Raw genomic sequence first — 26,755 nt, 5'->3', positions numbered from 1 at the left:
ACATTCTACTTTCGAACCATGGCCGAAAAAACTTTACTCTTGCTCGACTCCTACGCTCTCGCGTTCCGCATGTTCTATGCCTATTCCCAGAACCCGCTTAAAAACAGCGCTGGCGAAGATGTGTCCATGATGCATGGCTACTGGGGCGCCGTCCTTAGGATTCTTGCAAAGCACAAACCCACCCATTTCGCCATCGCCCGCGACGTGGCTCATACAAAAACGTTCCGCCACGAACTGTACCCGGATTACAAGGCCAATCGCGGCCCCATGCCCGAAGAAATGGCCGCCCAGATGCCCCTGCTTGGAGAATCTCTGGAGGCAAGCGGCATTCCCCTTTTGTCGGAACCGGGTTACGAAGCGGACGACGTGATGGCAAGTACCGCCGTGGCTGCCTCCGAGGCCGGTTTTGACCATGTGCTGATTATCAGTAAAGACAAGGACATGAGCCAGATCGTGAACGAAAAGATTCATTTGTTCCATCTGGAAAAAGGCGCTGACGGTATTGACTTCGGTCCGGAACAGGTTCTGGAAAAGTACGGCCTTCCGCCTGAAAAAATCCGCGACTATCTGGCCTTGATGGGAGACGCCAGCGATAACGTTCCCGGCGTTCCCAAGGTTGGCCCCAAGACCGCCATTACCCTGCTTGAAGAGTATGGCGACATGGATAATATTTACGCCAACATCGACAACATCAAGAAGAAAGGTCTGCACGACAATCTGGCCAACAACAAGGAACAGGCATTCCTGAGCCGCGAACTGGTAACGCTTCAGACCAAGCGAGCCTTTAACGGAAATTTGGATGCCCTGGAATATAACGGCATCCATGTAGACACCTTGGCCGACATGTTCAAGGAGCACGAAATCAACAGTCTGTTGAGATTGCTGGAAAAAGTTCCGAGCAAGACTGGTTTTGTGAAGCCGGCAGACGCCGACAATGCCGCAGACGAAACTACTGGAGAAAACAAGGAAGTAATCCGCGTCGATTTCGATTTGCCCAAGGATATTCTCCCCACCTACATCTGCGTAGACTCCACTGAAATCTTTGAACAGATGAAGGCCGAGTTTGCAGCCGCCCCCCTGATTGGCGTAGACACGGAAACAGACGGCCTGGACCCCATGCAGTGCGGGTTGGTTGGATTATGCTTGTCTGCAGATGAAGCCAAGGGCTATTACATCCCCCTGAACCATCACGACGAAATCGGGTTCCCCCTGCCCGTGGCCAAGGGAGCCAACTTCGACATCAACGCCGTTAAGCAGTGGTTCGTTGAGATTTTTAGCCAGGATGAATCGGCAGAAGTTCAGCACACCTTTGTATTCCACAATGCAAAATTCGACCTGCACGTTCTGGCCCGCGCCTTTGATTTGACATTACAGCAGATCGAGAAAGCAAACATTATAGACACTCTCATTGCCGCCTGGATGTTAAGCCCCGGCGAAAATGGACTGGGTCTGGATAACCAGGTGATGCAGCGACTGCAGCACGAGATGATTCCTATCGAGAATCTCATTGGCCGCGGCAAGAACCAAATTACCTTCGACCGCGCTCCCATTCCCCAGGCCACCGAATACGGCGCCGAAGATGCAGTTTACACCTTGCGCCTGTGGGCTCCGCTGCAAAAGCAGCTGCAGAAGTACGATTACGAAAAGTACTTCTACCAGCAAGAAATGCCCATGCTCAAGGTTCTGTACCAGATGGAAACCGTAGGCATCGCCGTTGACGTTCCTAGCCTTAAAACTCTGGAATACGAACTGCAACGCCGCATCGAAAATCTGGAAAAGGAAATCTGCGACATGGCTGGCTGCGAATTCAACATCGGCAGCCCCAAGCAGTTGGCAGAAGTCCTGTTCGACACCTTAGGCATGCGCCAGGTTAAAAAGCGCAGCACCGACGCCGCCGTACTGGAAGAACTTTTCTACGAAACCGCCAGTCCCTTTATTGCAGCCATTCTGGAATACCGCGAACTGAAGAAAATGCAGAGCACCTACATCAGCGTGCTGCCCACTCTGGTAAATCCAGAAACCAGGCGCATCCACACCAGCTTTGTGCAGTGGGGTACTGCAACAGGTCGCCTCAGCAGTCGCGATCCCAACTTGCAGAACATTCCCGTGCGTAGCGAACTGGGCAAAAAGATCCGTGCGGCCTTTGTTCCCCAGGATCCCGAGAACGTAATTCTTGCAGTGGACTACTCCCAGATTGAATTGCGCATGCTGGCTCATTTAAGCGGTGACGAAGCCCTGATTGATTCCTACCGCAACAACATCGACATTCACGCCCGTACCGCCGCCGCCATCTATGGCGTACCTCTGGAAAACGTCACTAGCGATATGCGCCGCGATGCCAAGGTGGTGAACTTCGGCGTGCTTTACGGTATGACCGCCTTCCGCCTGAGCCGCGATCTGAAAATTCCCATGGGTCAGGCCAAGGATTTTATTACCGGCTACTTCGACATGTTCCAGGGCGTTCAGATGTTCATCGAGAGCACCAAGGCCAACGCCCACCGCGACGGCTACGTTGAAACCCTTACCGGCCGCCGCCGCTACATCGCAGGCATCGACAGTTCCGACCGCATGGAATCCCAGATGGCGGAACGTATGGCGGTAAACACCCCTGTGCAGGGCAGCGCAGCCGACCTGATCAAGATTGCCATGATCCGCATCCAGAAGCGCATTAACGATGAAGCCTTGCCTCTGCGCATGATGCTGCAGGTCCACGACGAACTTGTTTTCGAATGTCCCCGCGACCGCGTCGACGAACTTTCCGCCATGGTCAAATCCGAAATGGAAAACGCCATGAAACTTCAAGTTCCCTTGGTAGCCAGCGTAGGCTTTGGCGAAAACTGGCTAATCGCCCATTAAAATTTGCCCAGCACTAACCTTAAAAAAGAGGAATATATGGCCAACGAACCCCAAAAGAAAATGTCTAACAAGACCGCCATCGCATTGATTATCGGTCTGCTGGTTTTGTGCAACGCCATTGTTCTGCTGGCACGATAACATGTCCGCAAACATGAAGTTGCTCCCGGCAATTTTGACGGCTTTGTTTTTCGTCGCCTGCAGTGACGATTCTTCTGCAGACGTGGGCTCGATTCCCGAACCGTCTTCTTCAAGCGTTGAAGTTTCCGCCCCCGAATCCTCCAGCGGGGCAGTCTCTGTCCCCGAATCCTCCAGCGACAATACGCCCGCCGAACCAGAATCCTCCGCAAACGAAATTCAGTGGAATCGCGCCAACTTGACCTGGTACGAATCCTACCCTGATGAAGGCAGCGAAGAGTGCATTGAATATAATGGTTGCGAATGGGCAGGTTGGTTTGCAGGTCTAGATGAACAACAGACCCCAGAATGGGTGGCCGAAAACAACATCATTGCCGTTCACGAAAAGGACTGGAATACATACAAGTTAAAGACATTCCGATTACGTAAAGGCGGTCACGAAATTGACGCCGTAGTGTACGATATGTGCTCTGACGCAGACTGCGACGGTTGCTGTACCAGGAATGCAGGCGCTCTCGGATTCCTCATCGATATCGAGGTCAACACGAAGGCCCGTTTCGGAGGGCAAGGTTCCGGCGTTGTGGAATGGACTTGCCTCGACTGCAATCCATAAGCATCATAGACTTATCCCGTTGAGTAAATTTCAACTTTTATAAAAAGGGTAGACGTTTTTTTTCGTACGTTCCACCCTTTATTTATATAGTTTGGTATTTGTTGTTAAAAAAAAGGGTTGATTATGAAAAAGAGTGTATTGGGAGCAGCTCTTGTAGCTGCGTTTGGTTTTGCCCAGGCAGAACCGCTTCCTACCGCCACGGAAATTTTTGAAAAGATGGGTTTGGGAATCAACATCGGCAACACCATGGAAGTGCCGGTAAATCCCACCTGGTGGGGAAACAAGTTCCCTACAGAAGCTTATATCGACACAGTAAAAGCCGCCGGCTTCAACACCATCCGCATTCCTTGCGCCTGGTATAGCCATTCCAACGCCATGAGTCGCGACTCCAGCACAACAGATATTGTCCCCGGAGGCAGCGCCAATGAAATTGCTTCTAGCTGGATGGATTCAGTACAGACCGTTGTCGATTACTGCATGCGTGCAGGCCTCGTGACCATCTTGAACATCCATTGGGATAGCGGCTGGTTAGAAGAAAAACTGAACGACGCCGATAAAGAAAAGGTTAACGAACGTCAGAAAGATTTCTGGACACAGATCGCCACCCGCTTTAGGAATTATAACGAAAATCTGCTTTTTGCCAGCGCGAACGAGCCCGCTACGACCGACGGCAACTACCAACATGAAACAGAAATCCTGATGGATTACCATCAGACGTTCGTAAATGCAGTTCGTGCAACAGGTGGAAATAACGCAAGCCGTACCTTGATTATTCAAGGACCTTCCACTAGCATCGACCGTTCCGTAGAAGTCTACCCGGCAAACAAGATGCCTAAGGATGTAATCGATGGTCGACTTATGTTCGAAGTGCATTACTATGATCCGTCACCGTACACCATTGTAGACGAGCCAGTAAACTGGGGCGCCATTGTGGAACCGCAATATTACTGGGGCGAAGAAAATTACGCCACCGGCGCAGACATCGTTCATAACTGCGGTTACAACCCCTGGGGTGGCGCTATGGGAACCCCCTGCAGCGCCGACGATGCCATGAAGGCCTTCAAGAAGATGAAGGAAAACTACGTGGACAAGGGAATCCCCGTAATTATCGGGGAATACGGCGCCAATGACCGCGTGAATATTCTTGAAGGTGATGACTATGCAAGGCACCGTAAGGGACGTATCGGCTGGTACACCGCCGTAGCCAAGGCCGCTCTAGAAAACAAGGTTGTTCCCATCGCCTGGGATACCGGCCACGAAGGCAAAAATAACATGACCATCATTCAGCGTCAATCAGTTGACGCAGCGGTCTTCGATGTCGAGATACTGAACGCCTTGCGAAAGGTCTACGGCATGGGAGATTACGTGAACACAGGCATCACCCACGTCGATGACTTCACCAGCGAGAATACAAACAAGATTCGCACGAAGCCCATTACCAACATCAAGGCACCTACAGGCGACAACCGTATTTTTGACATGAACGGAAACCTGGTTCGCGGCAAATTGCGTCCCGGCTCCTACATATCAAAACAGGGCGGTACAACCACCCGCTTTAACGTAAAATAGTCCGACAAGTTTTCTTTCCTCACCAAAAGAAGCTGGCGAATTGCCAGCTTCTTTTTTTGTTAGACGTTTTCTGTCGGCTTTAAACCGCCAAAATTTTCGCTCTGAAAGTCCAGTTTCCAAGATGCTTCTTGTTCAGGAGCAAATCCTCGTAGACGATTTCCCTAAAACGGTTCCGTGAATAGAATTTGGCATTGTTCTGGGAATTGGTAACCAGGTAAAGGTCGCCGCCACCATTTTTGGCAATGTAAGAGAAAATGCCTTCTTGCAGCATGCGGGATCCGTAGCCCATTCGCTGGCATTCAGGCGCCACGGCGAAATTGCTCAGGTGCCAGTGTGGTTCCTTGATGCTTTTGCAATGACGTTCCAGGCGGTCCATCATACTGGCATAACCCAGCAGGTTAAACATTCCTCCGGGAAATGCCGCCCGGAGCGCCCCGTTCTTCAGGTATTCCCCCAAAGTCATGGTCTTGTGCCAAGGAGCGTCCATGCAGGCACAACAGACGATACGATCGCCCTCGACGCCCACAAACAGCATTTTTCGCTTGAAATAGATGTTCACCGCCGTACGATGAATGGCCCAGGTAAACCTCCGGTAGCGTTTTTCGCACTTGGGGCGGTAAATATTGCTGAACTCGTAAGGCATAAAAGCCTCGGAGCACACCCTAATACATTCCTTTAGTTCTTCTTTTTTCGCTAAACGGAACTCCATATCCTAGCCCTTCCAATCCAGTTAAACCTAAAGTATGTTATTTATGGGCAGAAAAATAGGTCAAATTTCTTATTTTTCGCAAATTTCGCCATTTTTACATAGCGCGCCTCTGGTGTGACGTAGACCTCATCTTTTGATTTGGAACACATTTTATGGCTTACAGCCGACCGGGAAGGTAAACTTTCATATACATTTGTTGAAGATATTGCACCGCTTATTTTGACGCACATCAAAGTAATGGTCCCAAACAGCCATCCCCTATTTAACTTTAGCCTTGGTTGTTTGGTTTTTGGTTGGTTAAATGGGATTTTCCCGCAAAAAGGAGTAACGATGAACGTCTCTAGACTTTTGAGCCTGGTTGCAGGCTTTGGCCTCATGGCAAGCATTTCCGCTTTCGCCCTCCCCAAGGCTTCTGATATTTACCCCAAGATGGGTTTGGGTTACAACATCGGCAACACGATGGAAGTGCCCAACGATCCTACCAACTGGGGCAACATTGTGCCGAACAAGACCATTATCGATGGCATCAAGGCAGCCGGATTTAACACCATCCGCATTCCCTGCGCATGGTACACTCATTCTACAAACGGCGTCATTGACGAAAATTGGCTCAAGACCGTCAAGGACGTAATCGACCTGGCTATCGCCAACGACATGTACGTGATGCTGAACAGCCACTGGGATAACGGTTGGCTGGAAGACAACGTTTTCGACGGCGCCCATATCGACCGCAACGGACAGAACAGCACTACCGACGCCAAGGCCATCGCCGAACTCCAGGGCAAGTTCTGGACCCAGATCGCCAACTATTTCAAGAGCTACGACGAACACCTGATTTTCGCCTCCGCCAACGAACCGGGCGTTAACGACCACCGCGGTTCTGGCGCCGCCTACACCGACAACGGTCAGCTGGGTTTTGGTGCAGACCGAATGAACATCCTTAAGGATTACCACGAAGCTTGCCTCAAGGCAGTGCGTGCAACTGGCGGCAACAACGAAACCCGTACCGTGATCGTGCAGGTTCCCCGTACTGAACACGACAAGGCCGACTTGCTCAGCGCCCAGTATCCCGAAGATCCGGCCGGTGCAGGTTACACCATGGCCGAATTCCATTACTACCCCTACCAGTTGGCCTTTATGCCCGCCGACGAAAGCTGGGGCAAGGTGTACTACTATTGGGAAGACCAGACCACCGGTGCTGACGCCGCCCATACTTGTTCCGGTTCCGCAACCGGTTCCAAGAGCGACATCGAAAAGACCTTCTCCAAGATGCAGAAGCTGTTCTCTGACAAGGGCATCCCTGTGGTGATCGGTGAAATGGGTATTGCAGGCCACTACACCCTTAGCGGTTCCGACCTGGAAATGCACCAGAAGGCTCGCGCCGCCTGGTACGGCTACACCGTGGCAACCGCCAAGAAGCACGGCCTCGTTCCCGTTGTGTGGGATACCGGCTTTGAAGGCACCTCCGCCAAGATCGAAGACGGCTCCATCAACGTGAACAACTTTACCATTATCCGCCGTCAGGCAGCTTACGGTTCCGATCTGGGTTCCGTTGTTGACAAGCAGGTCATGAACGCCATGGTCACTCAGTTCGCCGCTGCAGAAGAATACACCCCCGCACAAAAGATTGAAGTCAAGGAAGGCGACAAGGCACTTTGGGTTACCTACAACACCAAGATCAGCACCGCAAGCGAAACTGGTACCGTCCGCCTCAACTTCAACGGTGGCGTAGACTGGTCCCAGTACACAGCAATTTCCTTCCAGCTCCGCACCGAACCTGTTTCCGTCATTGGTTGCGTCGGTGATTCGACCAAGGGTTGCAATGGCTACGCCTGGACAAGTGTCGACGCCTTTGGCATGAGCACGGCAGCAAGCAGCTGGTCCGACTTCCATCTGGGAGCCATGGAAGATTTCAAGAGCGTACTGAACACTGTTACCATCAAGCTGGTTGACGCCGATGGCGACAAGGCAGACGGTCTCAAGTTCAAGGACAAGTCCAAGGTGACCGCATTCGGAATCAACATTTACGCCACTCAGCTCCAGGGCACCATGTACCTGGACAACATCGTCTTGATCAAGGCTGACGGCACTTGCGATACCCTCCAGAGCTTCGACGCTGATTTGCCGGATACCGATGGCATTGCCAAGGCTCAGCTCATTGACGCCAACGCAGACGGCACCGGTCCCGAATTTGTTGCAGGCATCAAGGCCGTGGCCGCTGTCAACAGCAAGATGTTCGTGAACGTGCAGCAGGGTTATGTGAACGCCACCTTTACCGCAGCCAAGGCAGGTGAAGCTTCCGCCAAGCTGATCAACGGTCTGGGTCAGGTTATCGCCTCCCAGAACTTCACCGCCCATGCAGGGGCCAACACGGTTCAGCTCACCACCGGCTACCGCGGCGCCGCCATGTTGCTGGTCAAGCAGGGCAGCCAGAAGTTCATGCAGAAGGTCATCCTGAAGTAATGAACTAGGTTCGCAAAAAAGTACTGCATACCTTTGATTACGGCCCTTCCCTGGAGGGGCCGTTTCTTTATAAAGTATGCGTTGTAAATTCCGATACCCATGTTGAGAACTCTACACCGGCTTTTTCAACAGCGGCACGAAAAAACAACTAATGCTCCAATCCGGAATATAAATTGTCCTTAAATAAAACTAAGGAGCAATTATGAACTTCAAAAATGCATTCGGTCTCGCCTGCGCCACTTCTTTGCTGGCAAGCGCTTCTGCATTCGCAGCACTTCCCAAGGCCGCCGATCTGGCAGGAAAGATGGGATTCGGTTTCAACATCGGTAACTCCCTGGAAGTCCCCAGCAACCCCACAGCTTGGGGCAACCCGTTCCCCACCCAGGAACTGCTGGATTCCATCAAGGCTGTTGGATTCTCTACCGTCCGTATTCCCTGCGCTTGGGATTCTCACGCTCCTAACGGTGTCATTACCGAAACCTGGCTGGACTCCGTAAAGACCGTCGTTGATTTCGCAATCAAGAACGACCTCTATGTGGTACTGAACATCCACCACGAAGGCGAAGATGGCTGGTTCCAGACTCACATCGGCGAAACTGTAGAAGCCGCAGTCGACACCAAGATGAAGAACTACTGGACCCAGATTGCAAACAAGTTTAAGGATTACGACGAACACCTGCTTTTTGCTGGTGCCAACGAACCGGGCTCTAACCTGGGTGATAATGACTGGAACGCAGCCCATGCTCAGACCTTGATGCATTACTACCAGACCTTCATTGACGCTGTCCGCGCTACTGGCGGCAACAACGAAACTCGTACCCTGATTATCCAGGGCACCAACACCGACATCGACAAGTCTGTCACCCACATCAAGCCCAACATGCTCCCCACCGACAAGCAGGCAGGCTACATGATGTTCGAAGTCCATTACTATAGCCCCTACCAGTACACCATCATGCCCAGCGAACAGGACTGGGGCGCACCTGGTGGCGAAAAGATTCTGACCCAGTATTTCTACGGTGATTACCAGAGTGCCGATGCCAAGCGCAACGCAGGCTACAACGCATGGACAAATTCCGTCGACGCTACCGTCAGCACCGGCGCCTACGTCGACAATCAGTTCCAGAAGATTGCCCAGGCTTACGGCATCCCCGTCCTGATTGGTGAATTCGGCGCCAACATCCGCTACCCGGAACTCAGCGGCGAAGAACTGCAGAAGCACATCGAAGGCCGTATCCAGTGGCACCGCGACGTGGCCAAGGCCGCCAAGAAGAACGGCGTCATCCCCGTTATCTGGGACATGGGTAACGAAAGCACCGAAGCTTACGACAATATGGCTTATCTCCGTCGTCAGTCCGCTCCCATGGGCAAGCTGCTTGACGCAGGCGCCATCAACGCCATCCGCGAAGTTTATGGTCTCCCCGCCATCAGCGGCGCCTCTACTCCCAGCTCCTCCCAGGTTGTGGAAGGCGACAAGGCTGTTCACATTTCTTACAAGACCGTACAGTCTGACACCAGCGAAGCAGGTACCTTCCGTATCGACCTGAGCGGTGCAAACTGGAGCGACTATGTGGCCATTTCCTTCGACATGCGCGTCGCCGGTACTGTTGCAGGCCCCTGCCTGGATCAGACTCGCGACGGTTGCGGCGAATACGGTTGGGCAAGCGTTTCCCTGTTCAACATGTCCGGCAACTGGAAGTGGAAGGAAGTCAGCCTGGGCAACGTGGATTCCCTCGCTGCACTGGGTCTGAAGAACTACAAGGTTGAATTTGGTGAAAGCGCCAACCAGATGGCTATCGTCGACGCCAAGGGCATGAAGGCTATCGGCATCAACATTTACGGCACCCAGTTCACCGGCGACATGTACCTGGACAATATGCTCCTGTGGAAGGCCGACGGTACTGTTGACACCCTGAACAACTTCGACAAGAAATCTGGCACCTTCGATGGTATCGCAAGCGGTTCTCTCATTGCAGCAAACGCAACCGGCGACTGGGGTACATCTACTACTGCCGCCATCAAGAGCATCGCCGCTACCAACAACAAGGTGATGGTCACCGCCCAGAACGGTCTCGTTACCGCCACCTTCAACGCCCACAGAAGCAGCCAGGCTTCCGTCAAGTTGCTCAACAGCCTTGGTCAGGAAATCGCCTCCAAGAACTACACCGCCATGCAGGGCCTCAGCACCGTTCAGCTGAAGACTGATTACCGCGGCTCCGCTCTCCTGGTCATCAAGCAGGATAACGTGAAGTATGTTCAGAAGGTAACCCTGAAGTAAGCGGTAACGCTTCTAAAAAACTCAAAATCCTTGCGCGACTCAGGAGTGTGTTCCGCAAGGCGGGTCGGTAAAGTGGCGACATAGCCGACCCGGAGATTGTCGCCAAAAATTTGGTCCCTTGGTTTGGGAAGACGGTCGCAGACGTGCGGCCGTTTTTTTTATCCGTCCAGTCTGAAGATTTCGTCTAGCTGTTTGTCGTCCATGTCGGCAAGCCAGGTTTCGCCGGCGTTCACCGTCATCTGGGCAATAGCCTTCTTGGATTCCAGCAGGGCGTTGATCTTTTCTTCGAAAGTACCCTTGGTAATAAAGCGGTGGACCTGCACATTGCGGGTCTGCCCGATTCTAAAGGCACGGTCCGTGGCCTGGGCTTCGATAGCCGGGTTCCACCACAAGTCATAATGGATCACCTGGGAAGCCGCCGTCAGGTTCAAGCCCGTTCCCGCCGCCTTCAGAGAAAGAATCAGCACCTTGGAATCAGGATTTTCCTGGAAGTTCTTCACCATGGCGTTACGCTGGGTCTGGGAACAGCCACCGTGATAGAAATCCACCGGCAGCCCCATTTCTCGCTGAATCACTTCCTGGAGCAGGTCGCCCATTTCGCGGAACTGGGTAAAGATTAAAGTCTTTTCGCCCTGTTCCTGGATAGAGGCCAGCAGGTCCAAAAGCATACGGAGCTTTCCGGAATCTTCCACCTTGCCCTCCCCCACCTTCAGGAATGTTCTGGGATGGTTGCAAATCTGCTTTAAGGCCATGATCATCTGAAGAATCAGACCCTTGCGCTTGAACAGGCTGCCACCCGCCGGCACTTCGGCCATTTCCAGGACATCCGCCGTGGAATCATCCATAGAAATGACGGATTCCCCATTCATAGCCGCCAACTGGGCCATAAAATCGTCCAGGGTATGCTTGTAGAGAGCCGCCTGGCTCTTGGTCAGTTCGGCGTATTCGTCCTGCTGGATCTTATCGGGCAGGTCGCTAATGATGGTCTTGTCAGTCTTCATGCGGCGAAGCATAAAGGGTGCGGTAATATTCTTGAACCGTTCGGCCACCGCCTGGTTATTGAACTTCTGAATAGGAGTCTCGTACTTGTCGCGGAACTCGGCCTGACCCGGCAAAAAACCGCGGTTACAGAAGTCCATGATGGTCCAGAATTCCAGCAGACGGTTCTCCACAGGCGTACCGCTCATGGCAATTTTCATGGGAGCCTGCTGGGCTCGCAACAGACGGCTCTGTTCACTGTCGGCATTCTTGATATTCTGGGCTTCGTCAATAATCACCACCTGCCAGCGCATGTCACGCAACTTCTTGTGATCCAGGCGGTAAGTGGAATAAGTGGTCAGCAAAATATGGTGCTGGAACTTGTCCAGTTTGCGTCCCGGGCCGTGATAAGTATAAACGGAAAGCTCCGGCGCAAAGCGGGCCACTTCCATTTTCCAGTTGCACAAAAGGCCTGCAGGCACAACCACCAGCACGGAGCCGGGGCCAGGGATACCCTGTTCATCAAACCACCCCCGGGGTGTAATCTTGCCTTCCTGCTTGATCTTCAGCAAGAAGGTAATCACCTGGAGGGTCTTACCAAGACCCATGTCGTCGGCCAGGATACAGCCAAAGCCCATTTCAAGATTCTTATGCATCCAGGCATAGCCTCTTTCCTGGTAGGGTCGCAATGTGGCATTCAGACCTTCGGGTAACGTAAGGGAAGTATCCGCACGCCATTCATCCAGCTGGGCCTTCAACCCGTCGGTCATAGTAATGGGAACTTCGTCGCAGCGGCCCGTCAAGGCAGCCTGCAGCAGACGTGCCGTAGAGAATATGGTCTGTGAAGATTCTTCTTCCGAATCCTCAGACGAGCCGTTTTCCGAGCCTTCTGCTGTGCCCTCACCCGACGTATCCACCCCAGCGGCACCAGCCTTTCCAGAAGCCTTCTTGTCTTGCAGTCGCTGTTCCAGTAGCTTCAAGTCGTCTTCGCTGTATTCCACATACTGGGACTTCATCTTCAGAAGACCGCCGGCGTTCTTCGCCAGCTTCAAAAATTCCTGGGCAGAAACAGTCTCGTCGCCAAGGGCCACTTCCCAGTCAAAGTCCAACAGGTCGCTGGCCTTAAAGGCGCCAATGCCAAGGCTACCCTTAAGCCTCATCTGGGCCTTGGGCTTGGCAATATTCAACAGCGACTTGGGCAGTTCTGTCTTGATGCCGAATACTTCAAACTTCTTGATTCCATAGGTAACGAATTCCTTTAATTCGGCACCTTCCAAAATCAGCGTTTCCGACCCGCGATTTTCCAAATAAACCTTCATAGGCTTAAAGGTTTCGGCCACGCAGTTCAGCACATTCATCAACGCCAGAAGCCTCGGGTCGTTAGCGGCAAAAAGGTTAGCCAGGGGCGAGCGCACCTTGGTCTCGCCATCCTCTTCCACAAAAACTTCCAGGCCAACAGCCTTGCCCACTTCACCGCAGACAAACACAATCTGATTGTTGAAATCCAGGGAGTTGTAAACCGAGAACCACTTCTGGATTTTTGAGGGGATCTTCAGGCCGCCGGCAGCCAGGCGCCCGGATTTGCAGTCGAAGAAAAATCCCAGCAAGTTGTCGTGAACGCTTTTCTTGCTGCTCTGGGCCGTGCGGGAAAACCGCAAAAGTCGACCGATAAAAATGGAAAGGATATGTTCGGCAGCCTGGGCCAACTCCTTGCGCACCGGCACCTTTTCAGGCGGGTTCCCGGAATCGTCTTCAGCCCCTTCCTTGGCCACCATCTTCTCGTCAAAGGCGAAATCGTCGGGCACGAACTTTTCCAGTTCCATGACAACATTCAAGACGTCGGGGAGCATTTCAGCAGGGAGCCAGCGGACTTGTGCCGTAAAGCTGTTGACCCAGAACACCTGGGGGTAAATGGCACCGCAACGGACAAGGTAATAGGCCACCGTCAAAAGCTGGTGCAGGTAGCGCACCGTCACATGGTTATGCCACACGCAACTCTGGTTCAGGCGGCACAGAGCCCCCATGATGTTCTCTACCGCAAGGCCAGAAGCCACCACGCGGTCTTCTACCAGCTGGTCAAAAGTCCAGGACCAACCCTTGGCATGGATAACCTGCAGCCGTTCCTTTTCCATAAGGAAGGTGCGGGCGTGATAAATGCCGAAGTCCTGGGCGAACTGTTCGAAAGTTTCGAAATGATTGTAAAAGCTGCGGCACCGTTCCAGTTCGTCGACAAAGCTCTTCTTGAAGTTTCCGCCGGGGCAGAAATCCGGGAAGTTGGTGAGCATGGCCGGCAGCACATGGGAATAGTCCCGCCAGTCCTCAAAACGGAACATGGGAACGCGGGGCGTCTCTTCGCGGAATCCGGGAAACACATGGACCAGCGCCCGCTCCATGGGCACATCCGTTTCCACATTCTCGGGCTTGTAATCCTTCAGGAACGTCAGGTCCAGACCATGAATCTTGAACAGCACCAGCGGGTCAGCGGCAATCTTTTCCGCCATTTTCAGAAAGGTGGAAATCACGTACTTGCAGGGCAGAGCATCCCTGCAATCGCAGTTCATGTTCACCCGGTGGGCTTCGTCAAACAGAGCAAGGCCGCTCTTTTCAAGCAGGATCTCGATGGAAGGGTTGATGGAATCGTGGGATATGGCCACCAGGTCTGCAGGCTGCTGCTTCAAGAGCCCTACGAAAATATCGGCCTGTTCCTTGGGGAACTTGGGAAATACGATGTAGTTGTCGTGGGAGCCCCCATTGGGGCCCTTCACCTCGGAACGCACACGGTTATCCATCACGTCTAGCAACGTGACTTGACCCCTCGCCACATATTTAAGGGCAACCTCTACATCATGGGACGATACGCCGGCAAGCAAGGTGTCGAGCCACTTCTTGCTCCACCACGTCCCTCCATAAACTCCATATTCCATAACGAGCGCAAATGTAATAAAATTACGGCACTTTTGTGCAGCTCTTCGCGCTCTACTTTCTGAATTTAGCCAAGGTCTGCTTCAGCTGTGCTACGTTAATAGGCTTTGCCAGGTGGCCGTTCATGCCCACTTCCTTGCACTTCTGGGCGTCTTCTGCAAAGGCGTTAGCAGACAGGGCAATAATGGGGATCAGGTTGCCATCCTTCTTTTCAGACAGGCGGATCCTCCTGGTGGCGTCATAGCCGTTCATCACAGGCATCATCAGGTCCATCAGAATCAAATCCAGGCTACCTTCAGGGGTACGTTCGAAAACCTTTACCGCCTCTTCGCCATTGTTAGCGCAAGTCACCACCAGGCCCATGTCTTCCAGGAAGTTCTGTGCGATTTCCATGTTCAGGGCGTTGTCTTCCACCAGCAGCACACGCATGCCTTCCACCGACACATTCTCGGTAGAAACCTCTTCCCTAGCCAGGGGATTGTGGTTGATCTTGAAGGGGACCGTCACGGCAAAGCGCGTACCCATGCCCTCTTCGCTATGGACTTCGATATGGCCGTTCATCTTGTCTACCAGGCGCTTTACAATAGCCATGCCCATGCCGGATCCCTGGTAGGTGCTGCGGGCGTCGGAGTGCTCCTGGGCGAACGGTTCAAAGATATGCTGAACAAAATCGCTGCTCATGCCAATGCCCGTATCATCCACGTGGAAGCAGTACACCACCTGGTCTTCCGTTTCGCTAATCATCTCGGAATGGCAGAACACGGAGCCGCCGTGCCTGTTGTACTTGATGGCATTGGTCAGCAAGTTCAGAAAAATCTGACGGACATACAGCGGGCTTCCAATAAGATCCCTATGCTTCAGGCTTACGCCGCAGTCATGATCCAGGGTCACGTTATTTTCGACAGCACGCAAACCGGCAATGGTATAGACATCCGACAGCAAGTCATAAAGGTGGAAGGGTTCCTCGGCCAGAACCGTGTCTGCATCTTCCAGCTTGCTCATTTCCAGAACGTCGTTCAGCAAGGAGAGCAAGTGGTTGGCCGCCGTGCGGGATTTCTTGCGGAACTCGTCGCGGGCCTCGCCCTCGATTTTCTTCATCTCGTCCAGTTCCAGCAAACCAAGGATTCCGTTCAGGGGAGTGCGGATATCATGGGACATGCGGGTCAAGAAGCTGGACTTGGCAGCACTGGCACGTTCCGCCTTCTGGGCTGCGGCCTTCAGCTGAGCCTTGTAAACTTCTTCACGGGCCACCTCGTCGCTTACAGAGCGGATCACCCACAGCACACTGATACAGCGGCCATTGTCATCACGTTCCATGGCAATGAACTGACCTTCACCCCAGCCAATGTATGTACCCTTGAAGCGGACACTAATGGACTCGCGGCCACCCATGCGCAAAGGCAAGGTATCCAGGTTGGTAAAGTCGGTAATAACCTGTTCGTAGCCGGGCTCCACCATCTGTTCGCTCATGACCTTGAACTTTTCACGGGCATCCCCTTCCTGACCGATGAAGCTCTTGATGGCATCCACATCGGTGTGTCCCAGTTCGCGGAACTTGCCCGACGTTAAATCCACATAGTAAACACAGAAGTAAGCCCGTTCCAGGGCGGCAAAAACCTTCTTGCGGAATTTATCTTCATCCAGCAACATGGTCATGCGTTCCTTTTCCTTCTTTTCCTGGGTAATATCCAGGCCATACAGGATGCATTCCAGGTGTGAATTTCTGGGATTCATCAGCAAACGGACATGAATACGGCAAGGCGACAAGACCTCGTCCACAATAATGTTGTATTCCTGGTCAAAGGAAATATTACCGTCTACAAAGAACTTCTGCAGTTTTTCGCAAGAATAGTTCTGCACAAAGCGGATCTGTGACGCCTCATCGGGAATAAAACGTCCCATGTAAGCAATCAACTGGTCTACGGAACGGCAGTTCCTAAAGCTTTCTACAGAGCGGGACTTCCCGTTCAGGCCAAGCACCACGTTATCGGTTACATCCAGGTGGAAAATTCCAAACGCATCGGGAATGGAAGCGAACAGCAGGCTCACCTGGCTTTCATAAAGCTTCTCGGTACGGCGGATGTTGGTAATGTCCCAGGCGTACTCGATAAAGACCTTGCGTCCCTTCCATTCCGAAACCACGAACTTCTGCGACAGCACGCGCTTGCCCACTTCAAGTTCGTCTTCCTTGATCTTTTCGCCATCCATCTTTTCCAGCAGACAGAACGGGCAGGGGTTATCCAGACCCACCAGATACTTATGGCAGACCGCCCCCGACACAGAGGCTCCGGGAATAAAGGCCAGGCTTCGTGCAACAGGGTTCGCATACAGAATCTCGTGAGTCACATAATCGCACACGATAATAATCTGGTTCGAATGCTCAAAAACCTGCTCAAGAATCTCGGAACTGTCAGCCATTTCTCACCTCTATAAAAATGCGGCAAATTACAAAAATCTTACATCACGAAATATAAACAAAAAAAAAGTCCCCCGGAGGGGACTCTCCAATCTAGACCGCAAACAGGGCCTATTTTCGTCTAGAAGATTGAATTAGGAAGTCTGCTTCTTGTTCACGTGGGCTTCTACCACGTTGATCACGTAGTCGCCCAGGTGTTCACAGGCATTCACCACATCCATGTAGTGCACCGACATCTGGTAATCATACTTCTTGTCGTTGATGTCCACTACGTTGCGTTCCTTCAGGCTCTTGCGGTAATTGTTGATTTCATTTTCCACATTGCGGGAACGGTTATAGTCGGCACCGGGCTTGCCCTCTTCCACCTCAATCATATAGTCCAGAGCCACATTGCACAGTTCAATCATGTGGTTGATGTGCTTGTACTGATCTTCGGTAAAGTCGTCCTTGCTACGGAACTTGTGGTTGATGGCGCGGGCCATGTTGTAGCAGGCGTCGCCGATACTTTCCATTTCAGAAATTTCACGGAGCATGGAGCGGATGTTGCTCTTACTTTCAAGGGAGAGTCGGCCTTCGCTGACCTGGTTCAGGTACTTGGCGATTTCCACTTCCATGCTGTCACTGATGCCTTCATACTTTTCGATGCGGCTGAAGATCTTGGTAAACTCGTTTTCGTCCTTGGTAGTCAGAAGGTCGGGCACCATATTGAACATCTTCTTGCAGCGCTGGGCGAACAGCACGATTTCCTTGCGGGCTTCGAACAGAGAAAGTTCTGCGGTGCTGAGGATACCGCCGGTAATGAACTTCAGACGGAATTCGTCGTCGTCGGCCTTGTCCTTGATAATCTTGCAGATGAGCTTTTCCATAGGCTGGATGAACCAGATCAGGATCAGCACGTTGCACACGTTAAACATGGTATGGAAGCCTGCCACCGCAAAGGTAACGCCATCCTGGGCGGCCTTGACTTCTTCGGGAGTAGAAGGCTTGATAGAAGGATCGAAACCCACCAGGCTGCAAACCAAGTTGATGAAGGGATGGAACACGCAGAGCACCCACACCACACCGAACAAGTTAAACAGCATATGGGCAAGGGCCGCACGGCGAGCCTGGGTCGAAGCACTGAGGGCAACCACGTTAGAAGTGACGGTGGTACCGATGTTCTCGCCCATCACCAGAGCGATACCCTGGTAAATTTCGAGAGCGCCGCTGGAGCAGAGGATCAAGGTGATGGCCATGACTGCGGCAGAAGACTGCACACACATGGTCATAATGCTACCGATCAGCAAGAACAGCAAGGTGCTGGCAAAGCCCCACTGGCCGCAGGACTGCACAAAGCTCTGCACCGCCGGGATGTCGCCCAGGTGCATAGAGGCACCCGTGGTTCGCAGGGTGGTAATGGCGAACAGCATGAAGGCCAAGCCGAACAGGAATTCACTAAAGCTCTTGGTCCCGTTCTTCTTGGAGTAGCTCATGATGATACCCAGCACAAAGCAGGGGTAAACCAGGTAGAGCATGTCGAACTTGAACCCCAGCACCATGATCCAACCAGAGATGGTGGTACCGATGTTGGCGCCCATGATAATAGAAATGGCCTGCTTCAAAGTAAGCAGACCAGCATTAACGAAGCTCACGGTGAGCACGGTAGTAGCGGTAGAAGACTGGATGGTGGCAGTGACTGCGGTACCGGTGGCCACACCCATTACGCGGTGTTTAGTCATGGTACCCAGCATGGTACGCAGAGTGTTTCCGGTGAGTTTCTGAAGACCTTCAGACATGGTCTTCATACCGAACATCAAAAGTGCAAGACACCCAAGAAGGGTGAGCACAGCGAGTTTCATGTCCACAGCGGGCATATATTTTCCTATCTAGCCCATCCACAGGGCCGAGTTTTGCGCCGTTATCGGATCGTACAAGCGGATTCGCATTCGCAAGAGCGCTTTCACAGTAGTTCTGCTAGTCCGGGCTCACGGCGTAGTTTTCTGTTTGTATCAAGTGCGGCTAAATATAGAAAAACATGTGCTTATTTGGAACGGACCATGGCAACAGCCTGGCTGGCAATGCCTTCACCGCGGCCCGTAAAGCCCAACTTTTCGGTGGTGGTGCCCTTGATGCCGATCTGCTTTACATCCAGGTTCAGCACACGGGCGATGTTCGCCTTCATCTGGTCCTTGTGGGGGTTCACCTTGGGGCGTTCGCACATGACAATGGCGTCGATATTGATGATGTCGTAGCCAGCCTTCGCCACTTCCTCACCCACCTTGCGCAAGAGCTCCAGACTGTCGGCACCCTTGAAGGCAGGGTCGGTGTCCGGGAAGTAGGTTCCGATATCGCCCAGGCCAGCAGCACCCAGCAAGGCATCGCTAATGGCGTGGAGCAGCACGTCGGCATCGCTATGACCCAGCAAACCCTTTTCGTAGGGAATGTCTACGCCGCCGATAATGCACTTGCGGCCTTCCACCAACTTGTGAACGTCAAATCCGATGCCGGAGCGATAAACCTTTTCCATATTTAAAACCTCTTTTTTGACAAATATAAAAATCCCCGACGCAGGAATGATGCGTCGGGAATCTTTTAAAGATCATGAGCGTGAGTAACTTTAGAGCACCTTGATTTCTTCGGGGCAGCTTCACGACCTTCCTCACGGCCTTCGCGGCGGGCGGTTCCGACGCGAATGCTGATTTCAGCTTCTGCAACCATACCTGTTGCAACCTCCGTGATGAAGTTCTTTTCCAATGCGCTTACCATCATGCGGCGGTATACGTCGGCGATGACGGGGTCGCGAGTCTTGGGGATTAGAGAAAAAATTTTTGAAAGAGTTAGTTCAAACCAGGAAGGTTATCCCAGCCCTCAGCATCAGCAGTATCATCAAGATCACCAGATGCACAAAGAACAGTTTCAATTTTCATGTCCATAACGGTCATCTGAGGAACAACGTATTCTTTCTTTTCTTCAGTCATCTTGATATTCATTCTACAGTTCCTTACTTGACAATTACCGGGGTACGATCGTTGAGATAGACGCCATGAGCCTTGGGAGCATTCATGCTACGGCCAGCAGCATCATGCCATACATCAGCCTTAGGTGCAGCAACCGGCTTAAGAGACTTGATTGCAGTAACATCATCTTCGTCACCACCTTCAGAAACAGGATTACGAATGATGACCTTCATGGTTTCCGGCAAATCGTCAATGGAATACACGGTAGTTGCGGGAGCTTCGGGGGCATAAGCAGCACCAGGAGCAGCGGGCTTGCCTTGTTTAACAGGGCAAGCACTCGGATCATACTTCAAATAGGCACGCATAGCCTGAATCTTAGCACTTTTGATCTTTACAAAATCGCCTACATGAAGTTCATTAACACCCTCAACCGTATTAGAAGCATCCGTACCCGAAAGATCCTTGCCCATGAAGCCATAGACAGAACCGATTTCATCCTTATACACACCATTAGCAGTCCAGCCCTTAAGGGCGGTAGTGCCAATAACCTGCCACCCTCCATTATTTGCGCAAGGATTAATCCAGGCTTTTTCAGAACTCGTATTTTCCGGCGTAGTCGCTATTAGTTTTACCGGACCAGAAAACTCCAACTTCGTCGCATTTCCTTTTAGTTCCAAAAGATACGGAGCATAAGCAAATGCTTTTCCAACGTATTCAGGGCTAAAAACGGCTTTTCCATTTTCTACGGTTTGCAATCTTCTAACCTGGCCACCGACAATTTTTGTTGTATCAATTTCAAACGGGAGCACCACCGTCGCATTCTTATTAGCCGCAAATACTCTTTCCATGCGAACTTCGTCCACGTCCACATCTTTACTAATGTTGAACACTCTTGCGGTGTCCGTAATGGTAGCGACCAACTTGTCATTTTCTTTTGTGAAGACAACACTTCCATTGGAAAGTGCATTCAGATCTTCCACGCTTTTGGTATCGGCGGCGTGAGCTGATACGGCAAATACGCCTGCAAACAGAGAAAGGAACAAACGTTTCATTCTTAAGACTCCCTTTGATAACATTACCAAACCAGGGAAAATTTAAAAAAACAGAAAAAAATTTTCAATATTTTAAAATTGGGCTATGTTCTTTACGACCTAAAAACTTTTCGTCCCAAATTTAGGTTTTACCATATATATGGCAATATTCGGCCTGCTTTTTCTGTATGTTCTATCACATTTAGCACTTGATTTTTGATGTCCATAATAAAAAACATATTTTTTCAAGGCACTTACAAAAAACTTACACTTTTTCATCGATTTATTCCTATCTTTTTCATAGCCTTAAAAAAAAGTTTGGTGTCTTATGTTTACAGAAATCAAGAGTTTTCTCGTAAATGCGCATATGAATCCCCAGGAGCTTCGAGCCTCCCAGGAGGCCATCGATAGCAGAAACCGCAGAACCCTAAATGCGTTTTCGTTGCTTTCCATGGCAGCTTTCGCAGCGGCGACCGCGGCCGCACTTTCAGCAGACATCAACGGTATTTCGCAGAAGGCCACGGGTTACATCGCAGCCCTGGTTCTGTCAATAGTGATCTTTCTGGCCAACAAGTTGCTCGTGCCCAGATTCCCACAACTTCTGCACTCATTGGAATTTGCGTTCGAGTGTGCGCTTTATGCCGCAGGCATGTTCCTGACGTTCGTCAATTCCCCGGAACAGTTGACCATTACCCTATTCGGCATGTACCTGATCGTACCTCAACTTTTCGCCACAAGGCCTTTCCGAGTAACAGTCCTTACCATCGTTGTCGCCCTATCGTTTATCGCCCTCTATTACGGCACCGACATAAAACCCGCCGCAATCCGCATGCAGGAAATTGTCAATTCGACCATTTTCTCTTGCGTGGGTATATTCCTGGGCTGCTGCGTGAAAAAGGCCTTGCTGGAGCGTTTTGTTTTTGAGCATCGCGAAAACCTGGCCAACAGTAAGGAACGCAAGATGCAGTTGTTGCAGTGGAAGTCCATGGCCAACATCTACATTTCTATGGCGCAGGTCGACATGGATACCGACGAGTTCACCATGATGCGAACCAACCAGTTTATCCAGGACTCCCTGCCCACCGAAAAGAATTTTACCGTTTGCGTCAAAAAAGTGATGGAAGCCACCACGGATCCCGACTACTTGGAAGAGGTTCTCGCCTTTACCGACATGACCACCCTGAAGGATCGACTGAAGGACAAGAACACCATCACCCACGAATTTTTGGGAAAACATTTCGGATGGTGCCGCGCACGTTTCATCGCCGTGAAAGATAGCGAAGAAGAAGTTCTGCACCGCGTCATCTATGTGGTTGAAAATATCGACGAACAGAAGAACCGCGAAGCACACTTGACTTCCATGGCAGAAACCGACGCCATGACGGGATTGTTCAACCGCCAGGCCGGATCCACCAAGATCAAGGAAAAATTGTTCAACAAGGTGGATGGTATGTTCTGCCTTTTCGACATCGACAAGTTCAAGCAGGTGAATGATACGCTGGGGCATCAGGCAGGCGACGAGGTGATTATCGCTACCGCAAAGGCACTGCGCAAGGCTTTCCGCGACAACGACATTCTGATGCGCTTGGGCGGTGACGAATTTGTGCTTTTCGCCAAGGATATCACTACCGAGGAACTGGGCGCAAGGGTTATCCAGAGATTCTTTAATACGCTGGAAAACACCCAGGTGAAGGGCCTTGAAGATTATCGCATTTCTGTAAGCCTAGGTGCAACTATCGCAAAGGGCGGCGAAGCAAACTTCGATGAGCTTTACAAGCAGGCGGACGCTTGCACTTACGAAAGCAAGAAAGTTCCCGGCAAGTCCTTCACGTTCTACCGCGGTTAAGCGAAAACAATCCCCAAAATTCTTCCCTATTTAAAACCAACATTTATTCGTGAGTGCTGGGAGAAAAGTCGCCCCCGAAATAAGGAAATCGCCCCGACTTTTTCGTGAAGGATACAAAAAAATCCCGCTCTGCGGGATTTTTTAACGCTGTATTTGTTCTGCTTCGACTAGAGTGTTACAAGAACGTTCTCATATCGATAGAACGAAAGTTAATCCAGGGATTCACCTTCATCATTAAGCGACTGGGAACCATAACCGCAATTATCAGAACAACAGAGCGGAGTCGCAACACCGTCCATCTTCAAAACGGTCATTTGAGGAGGACGCATTCTTTCTTTTCGATATTTTCGTTAATATTCATTTTTCACTCCTTACTTGACGATTGCTTGCTTGCTGTAGAAGGAACCACGAATTGAGGCGATAAAGATCCGCAGCCGTTCTAATCTGATAACAGCCACGAGAATTTTTAACCATATTTACTTCTGCAGTGGGAATCCATTTTATTAACATAATGTTTCCACCTGGTTTATTTTGTTACAAAAATAAAAATACGGATTATAAGCTGTAAATTTTTTTCCCAACCCCCTTGTGATATTCATCACTACGATTTTTATAAAAATTTTACACTCCTAAAAAAAAACACCTTTTTCCCCTATATTCCAATCTATTGCGACTTTTTTTTAGTGACACCAAGAGACCACTTAACTAAATTTGGAACTGAATTTTACCTAAGAAGTGGGAACAACATGATACGTACCCTAAAAATTTCAGCAGCAATCGCTATCGCCGGAGCATTCTCCGTCGCCCAGGCCGCCACTTGCCCTAGCGAAAGCTACGGAGCAATCAGTTTCAAGTCATACGGCGACAACAAGTGCGTTGCCATAATTGACGCAACCGGCGATCAACGCAACGATGCAATCAACATCCCTAATACGGTAACGGTAGACTCCGTCTACTACTTCAGAAATGGCGCCGAAGATGTAATGAACGCCAATTCAACACTATTCTTGCCTTTTGAAGTAAAAAAAGGGTGTAAGGTTGACGGATCAACCCTAAAACGCATCACAAGCATCACTTACAACGCGACGGATGCAGTGTGGAGAGCCCGAGCAGACTATATCGACATGACCAAAGATAGTTTGACCGCCAACACTCCTTACCTGTTCAGCTATACCCACGGATTAGTAAAGGATGGTATTGGATATATCGGATTTGGCGGAGGTTGTACTTTTAATCTAAACACATCCTCCATTCCCAAAAAAGAGTTTGACGCTAGTCTCGACAACATGGGACAATCCACTGGCTTAAAAGGAACCTGGACATTCAAGGGAACATACGAAAAAATCGTATTCGACGAAAATACCAAGAAAGGCGTTTATGGGTTTGCCTCCAAGACAGAAGGAAAATTCAGCATTGGACAATTCGTGAAAGCAGGTACCGGAGCAAGTGTTCCGCCTATGCGAGCATACCTTGTTTACAATAGTCAGGGAACCATGGGAAAAGCCGCACCGGGATTGTCTTTTGCACCCGCAGCAGACAACTCCGACTTGCTCCCCCCAGCAATAGACGTTATCGAAAATGCAGAATGCTTCCAAGATGGCGATGGCATTTTCGAAGTTAAAAATGTACTCGTGAAAGACGCCGAAGGAAACTCTGTTCTTGATGACAACGGTGATGCACAGTATGCAAGAACAGCCTGTATCGACGGCAAGAGCGACGCAAGACTGCAGACGTTGAGCATTCCTGAGGATGTGACAGTTGACTCTATCGCATACAACCGCACCTTTGCCATAGGTAGTGGGTGGAATAATCCGGCAGTTGCATCTACCATAGTTCTTCCTTTTACCGTTAGCGAAAATCAGTGCATTTCAAATGCAGTTTTTTTTGACATTTTGAACATTCGAAATTGGGGACAAGAAGATAACCTCACTTGGCAAATCATGGTTGAACAAAGAGATAATTCCAAGCCCCTTATCCCCAACCACCCTTACATCGTTCTCGCAAACGACACAAATATCATCTTCAATAGAGCTATCAATGGAGGATACAAAAAGTGTGCGTACAATATAACGTACTCTAATGTCCTAGAAGATACTGTTTTCTCTAATGTAGACGGCCTCCCCGGAACTTGGACATTCAAGGGCACCTACGAAAAGATCACCTTCAATGAATCCTCAAAGAAGGGCGTCTATGGTTTCGCCGGGAATTCTCAAGGAGACAATATTACCGCAGGCCAGTTCATAAAGGCGGGTACAGGAGCAACTGTTCCGCCCATGCGCGCTTACCTCAAGTACAACAGCGCAGGCGTTCTTGCCAAGGCTGCAGCCGGCACCGAAATCGCTGAAGAAGATCTTCCGGAAACAATCGTGGTCAAGTTTATTGATGGCGACGGATCAACAACCGCCACCGGCACCATGAACACCATCACCGGCGAAATCACCATGGACGAAAACAAGTGGTTTGACATGAAGGGCCGCATGATGAACAAGAAGCCCACTGTCAAGGGAACATATTACAACAAGGGCCAAAAGGTCATTATCAAATAAGGGAATAGGAAAATGGAAATGAAAGAATACGTCGCACCGAAAATGACCATCGTCGACATGAAGTTTGAATCTTCCCTGCTTGCAGGCTCTGGTGAGGGTCCCGATGTTCCGGAATACGAAGGCGAGTTCGGCCTCAACTTCGATGTTGAAAACAAGAAGAACGCCTAAGTTTCGAGAATCTTGAAAAAGCCCGGCCTCATTGAAGTCGGGTCTTTTTTATGCAATAAAATTCGGTGGTAATTTTTTTCATACCTTGCAAAGGCCGCAGATTCTTCCCTATTCAAAGCGTCAATAGCACGAAGCCACTGAGCCAGCCGACTATGGTCATCCTTGAAGTACTCAGCGTGTTTCAAGAACTTTTTCACCTCCACGAGGGTGATTGTCTGTTTACTGAAATACACGAGATCGTTCTGAGTCCGCATCTGGATTGTATAACGGTAATCCTTGCAAACTTTCCACGGGTACGTATCGAAAAGTTGAAAGCTAATTAGATTCAAGTTGTCCAGCGGACGCATGTCGTTTGGGGGCACCATACGGCTTGTATGACGGGCAACATAAAGCATCAACCGATCGCTAAAAATCGAGCTACCATTGTGCTGAACCTCCACTGAGATGATATCATCAGGAGGCTTTGTTCCGCAATATACAGGATGAACTTTCCGCAGCAAAACATCAGGTTCAACGTTCTTAAAGCCAAGTTCTCCGGGAATGTAAGGATTCGTGAGTGTCGGATTCTCTATACGTTCTTCGCCTTGCAAATTAAGAGCTGCATTCACCAGATCCGTGGTCAAGTCAAGATTTTCATTCGCCACCCTCAATTTTTTCAAAAGTTCGGCAAATTCTTCTCGTGTCATGCTATTCTTTATTCTTGTTCAAATGCCAAACAGCAGTTGAGGCGGAGTGAATTATCCACCTGCTATATAACACGACTTTTTCAAGACGACGCTCCCGTTTTTTTTGATTTTTTTCATCCCAAAAACAAAAAAGGAACCCACCGGCTGGGGGTTTTCATTTTATACAATAAAAAAAGGACCCGCGAGGGGTCCTGACGTTATGCGAAATGCTTGCAGCAGCTATTTGCCACTCTTAAGCCGTTCGATTTCTGCCTTGAGAGCAGCAATTTCAGCAGCGTTATCGGCAAGAGCATTGGCCTGGTCGGCCAGTTTAGCTTCACTCGCAGCCAGTTTTGCATCTTTTGCCTTGCTTGCCGACTCCATTCTGCGAACCTTGCGTTCAAGGGCGCGGTATTCGTCTCCGGCGCTCACAAAGCCAAGCCTTTGTCCAATACTCTGGAATGCCATTTTCAGAACCTCCAATGCCTCTGGGCTAATGTACTCCCTCAAATATAACTCAATCTTACTTACAAGGCAAGCACTTTCGCTGCTGGGCAATACACGCAATTTTTTCTCGATTTCCGGCAGCAAGGACTCGTACTTTGCCATGTCGAAAGCATACTT

General features: G+C 50.6%; 18 protein-coding genes. 8 read left to right on the top strand and 10 right to left on the bottom strand.

Features of this window, described 5'->3' with window-relative positions:
• Nucleotides 1–18 precede the first annotated feature (18 nt).
• From polA to BUB94_RS06975, 3 genes are all read left to right on the top strand, one after another.
• Nucleotides 19–2,856 (top strand): DNA polymerase I, encoded by a 2,838-nt coding sequence (polA, locus tag BUB94_RS06985; protein WP_073235478.1) that lies wholly within the window; start codon nt 19–21, stop codon nt 2,854–2,856.
• 151 nt (nt 2,857–3,007) lie between these two features.
• On the top strand, nt 3,008–3,604 hold the full coding sequence (locus BUB94_RS06980; protein ID WP_073235710.1) for a hypothetical protein: 597 nt from the start codon (nt 3,008–3,010) through the stop codon (nt 3,602–3,604).
• A gap of 123 nt (nt 3,605–3,727) precedes the next feature.
• The gene (locus BUB94_RS06975; protein WP_073235475.1) at nt 3,728–5,173 is read left to right on the top strand and encodes a glycoside hydrolase family 5 protein; all 1,446 of its coding nucleotides are present in this window, start codon (nt 3,728–3,730) and stop codon (nt 5,171–5,173) included.
• Between the two features lie 79 nt (nt 5,174–5,252).
• Here the strand turns inward: BUB94_RS06975 and BUB94_RS06970 are convergent, their stop codons facing one another.
• Nucleotides 5,253–5,816: a GNAT family N-acetyltransferase gene (locus BUB94_RS06970; RefSeq protein ID WP_073157339.1), complete on the bottom strand. Its 564-nt coding sequence runs from the start codon at nt 5,814–5,816 to the stop codon at nt 5,253–5,255.
• 396 nt (nt 5,817–6,212) lie between these two features.
• On the opposite strand from BUB94_RS06970, the gene BUB94_RS06965 reads away from it, so the two are divergent.
• Both BUB94_RS06965 and BUB94_RS06960 read left to right on the top strand, forming a co-directional pair.
• Nucleotides 6,213–8,345: a glycoside hydrolase family 5 protein gene (locus tag BUB94_RS06965; protein WP_073235472.1), complete on the top strand. Its 2,133-nt coding sequence runs from the start codon at nt 6,213–6,215 to the stop codon at nt 8,343–8,345.
• A gap of 202 nt (nt 8,346–8,547) precedes the next feature.
• Nucleotides 8,548–10,623, top strand: coding sequence for a glycoside hydrolase family 5 protein (locus BUB94_RS06960; protein WP_073235469.1), 2,076 nt, complete (start codon nt 8,548–8,550; stop codon nt 10,621–10,623).
• 158 nt (nt 10,624–10,781) lie between these two features.
• Here the strand turns inward: BUB94_RS06960 and BUB94_RS06955 are convergent, their stop codons facing one another.
• From BUB94_RS06955 to BUB94_RS06935, 7 genes are all read right to left on the bottom strand, one after another.
• Nucleotides 10,782–14,525 carry an SNF2-related protein gene (locus BUB94_RS06955; RefSeq protein ID WP_083538155.1) on the bottom strand — a complete coding sequence of 1,248 codons (3,744 nt, stop codon included), beginning with the start codon at nt 14,523–14,525 and terminating at the stop codon, nt 10,782–10,784.
• A gap of 52 nt (nt 14,526–14,577) precedes the next feature.
• The gene (locus BUB94_RS06950; protein WP_073235465.1) at nt 14,578–16,941 is read right to left on the bottom strand and encodes an ATP-binding protein; all 2,364 of its coding nucleotides are present in this window, start codon (nt 16,939–16,941) and stop codon (nt 14,578–14,580) included.
• 132 nt (nt 16,942–17,073) lie between these two features.
• Entirely contained in the window at nt 17,074–18,777 is a 1,704-nt protein-coding gene (locus BUB94_RS06945; RefSeq protein WP_073235707.1) for a Na/Pi cotransporter family protein, read from the bottom strand.
• Between the two features lie 182 nt (nt 18,778–18,959).
• Nucleotides 18,960–19,445, bottom strand: coding sequence for a 2-C-methyl-D-erythritol 2,4-cyclodiphosphate synthase (ispF, locus tag BUB94_RS06940; protein ID WP_073235462.1), 486 nt, complete (start codon nt 19,443–19,445; stop codon nt 18,960–18,962).
• A 65-nt stretch (nt 19,446–19,510) separates the two neighbouring features.
• Nucleotides 19,511–19,687 (bottom strand): hypothetical protein, encoded by a 177-nt coding sequence (locus BUB94_RS16725; RefSeq protein ID WP_175549691.1) that lies wholly within the window; start codon nt 19,685–19,687, stop codon nt 19,511–19,513.
• 68 nt (nt 19,688–19,755) lie between these two features.
• The gene (locus BUB94_RS16720) at nt 19,756–19,908 is read right to left on the bottom strand and encodes a hypothetical protein (protein ID WP_175549690.1); all 153 of its coding nucleotides are present in this window, start codon (nt 19,906–19,908) and stop codon (nt 19,756–19,758) included.
• A gap of 11 nt (nt 19,909–19,919) precedes the next feature.
• Entirely contained in the window at nt 19,920–20,927 is a 1,008-nt protein-coding gene (locus tag BUB94_RS06935) for a hypothetical protein (RefSeq protein WP_073235460.1), read from the bottom strand.
• Between the two features lie 346 nt (nt 20,928–21,273).
• On the opposite strand from BUB94_RS06935, the gene BUB94_RS06930 reads away from it, so the two are divergent.
• The 3 genes from BUB94_RS06930 to BUB94_RS16715 all read left to right on the top strand — a co-directional run bounded on the left by BUB94_RS06930 (nt 21,274) and on the right by BUB94_RS16715 (nt 25,466).
• Entirely contained in the window at nt 21,274–22,752 is a 1,479-nt protein-coding gene (locus BUB94_RS06930; protein WP_073287559.1) for a GGDEF domain-containing protein, read from the top strand.
• A 746-nt stretch (nt 22,753–23,498) separates the two neighbouring features.
• Nucleotides 23,499–25,298 (top strand): hypothetical protein, encoded by a 1,800-nt coding sequence (locus tag BUB94_RS06925; protein WP_073235455.1) that lies wholly within the window; start codon nt 23,499–23,501, stop codon nt 25,296–25,298.
• Nucleotides 25,299–25,310: 12 nt separating this feature from the next.
• Nucleotides 25,311–25,466, top strand: a complete 156-nt coding sequence (locus tag BUB94_RS16715; protein ID WP_170932261.1) for a hypothetical protein — start codon at nt 25,311–25,313, stop codon at nt 25,464–25,466.
• Here BUB94_RS16715 and BUB94_RS06920 read toward each other — a convergent pair.
• Both BUB94_RS06920 and BUB94_RS16710 read right to left on the bottom strand, forming a co-directional pair.
• A complete protein-coding gene (locus BUB94_RS06920; RefSeq protein ID WP_073157374.1) occupies nt 25,463–26,152 on the bottom strand; it encodes a PD-(D/E)XK nuclease family transposase in 690 nt (229 codons plus the stop codon). The genes BUB94_RS16715 and BUB94_RS06920 overlap by 4 nt on opposite strands.
• 219 nt (nt 26,153–26,371) lie before the next feature.
• The coding region (locus BUB94_RS16710) for a hypothetical protein (RefSeq protein WP_175549689.1) at nt 26,372–26,755 on the bottom strand (384 nt) is incomplete at its 5' end.

Source organism: Fibrobacter sp. UWH9 (assembly GCF_900129715.1).
In the GTDB taxonomy this organism is placed as follows: Bacteria; Fibrobacterota; Fibrobacteria; order Fibrobacterales; family Fibrobacteraceae; genus Fibrobacter.
Note: the sequence above shows the minus strand (reverse complement) of the source record. Positions and strands in the feature narration are given on the sequence as shown.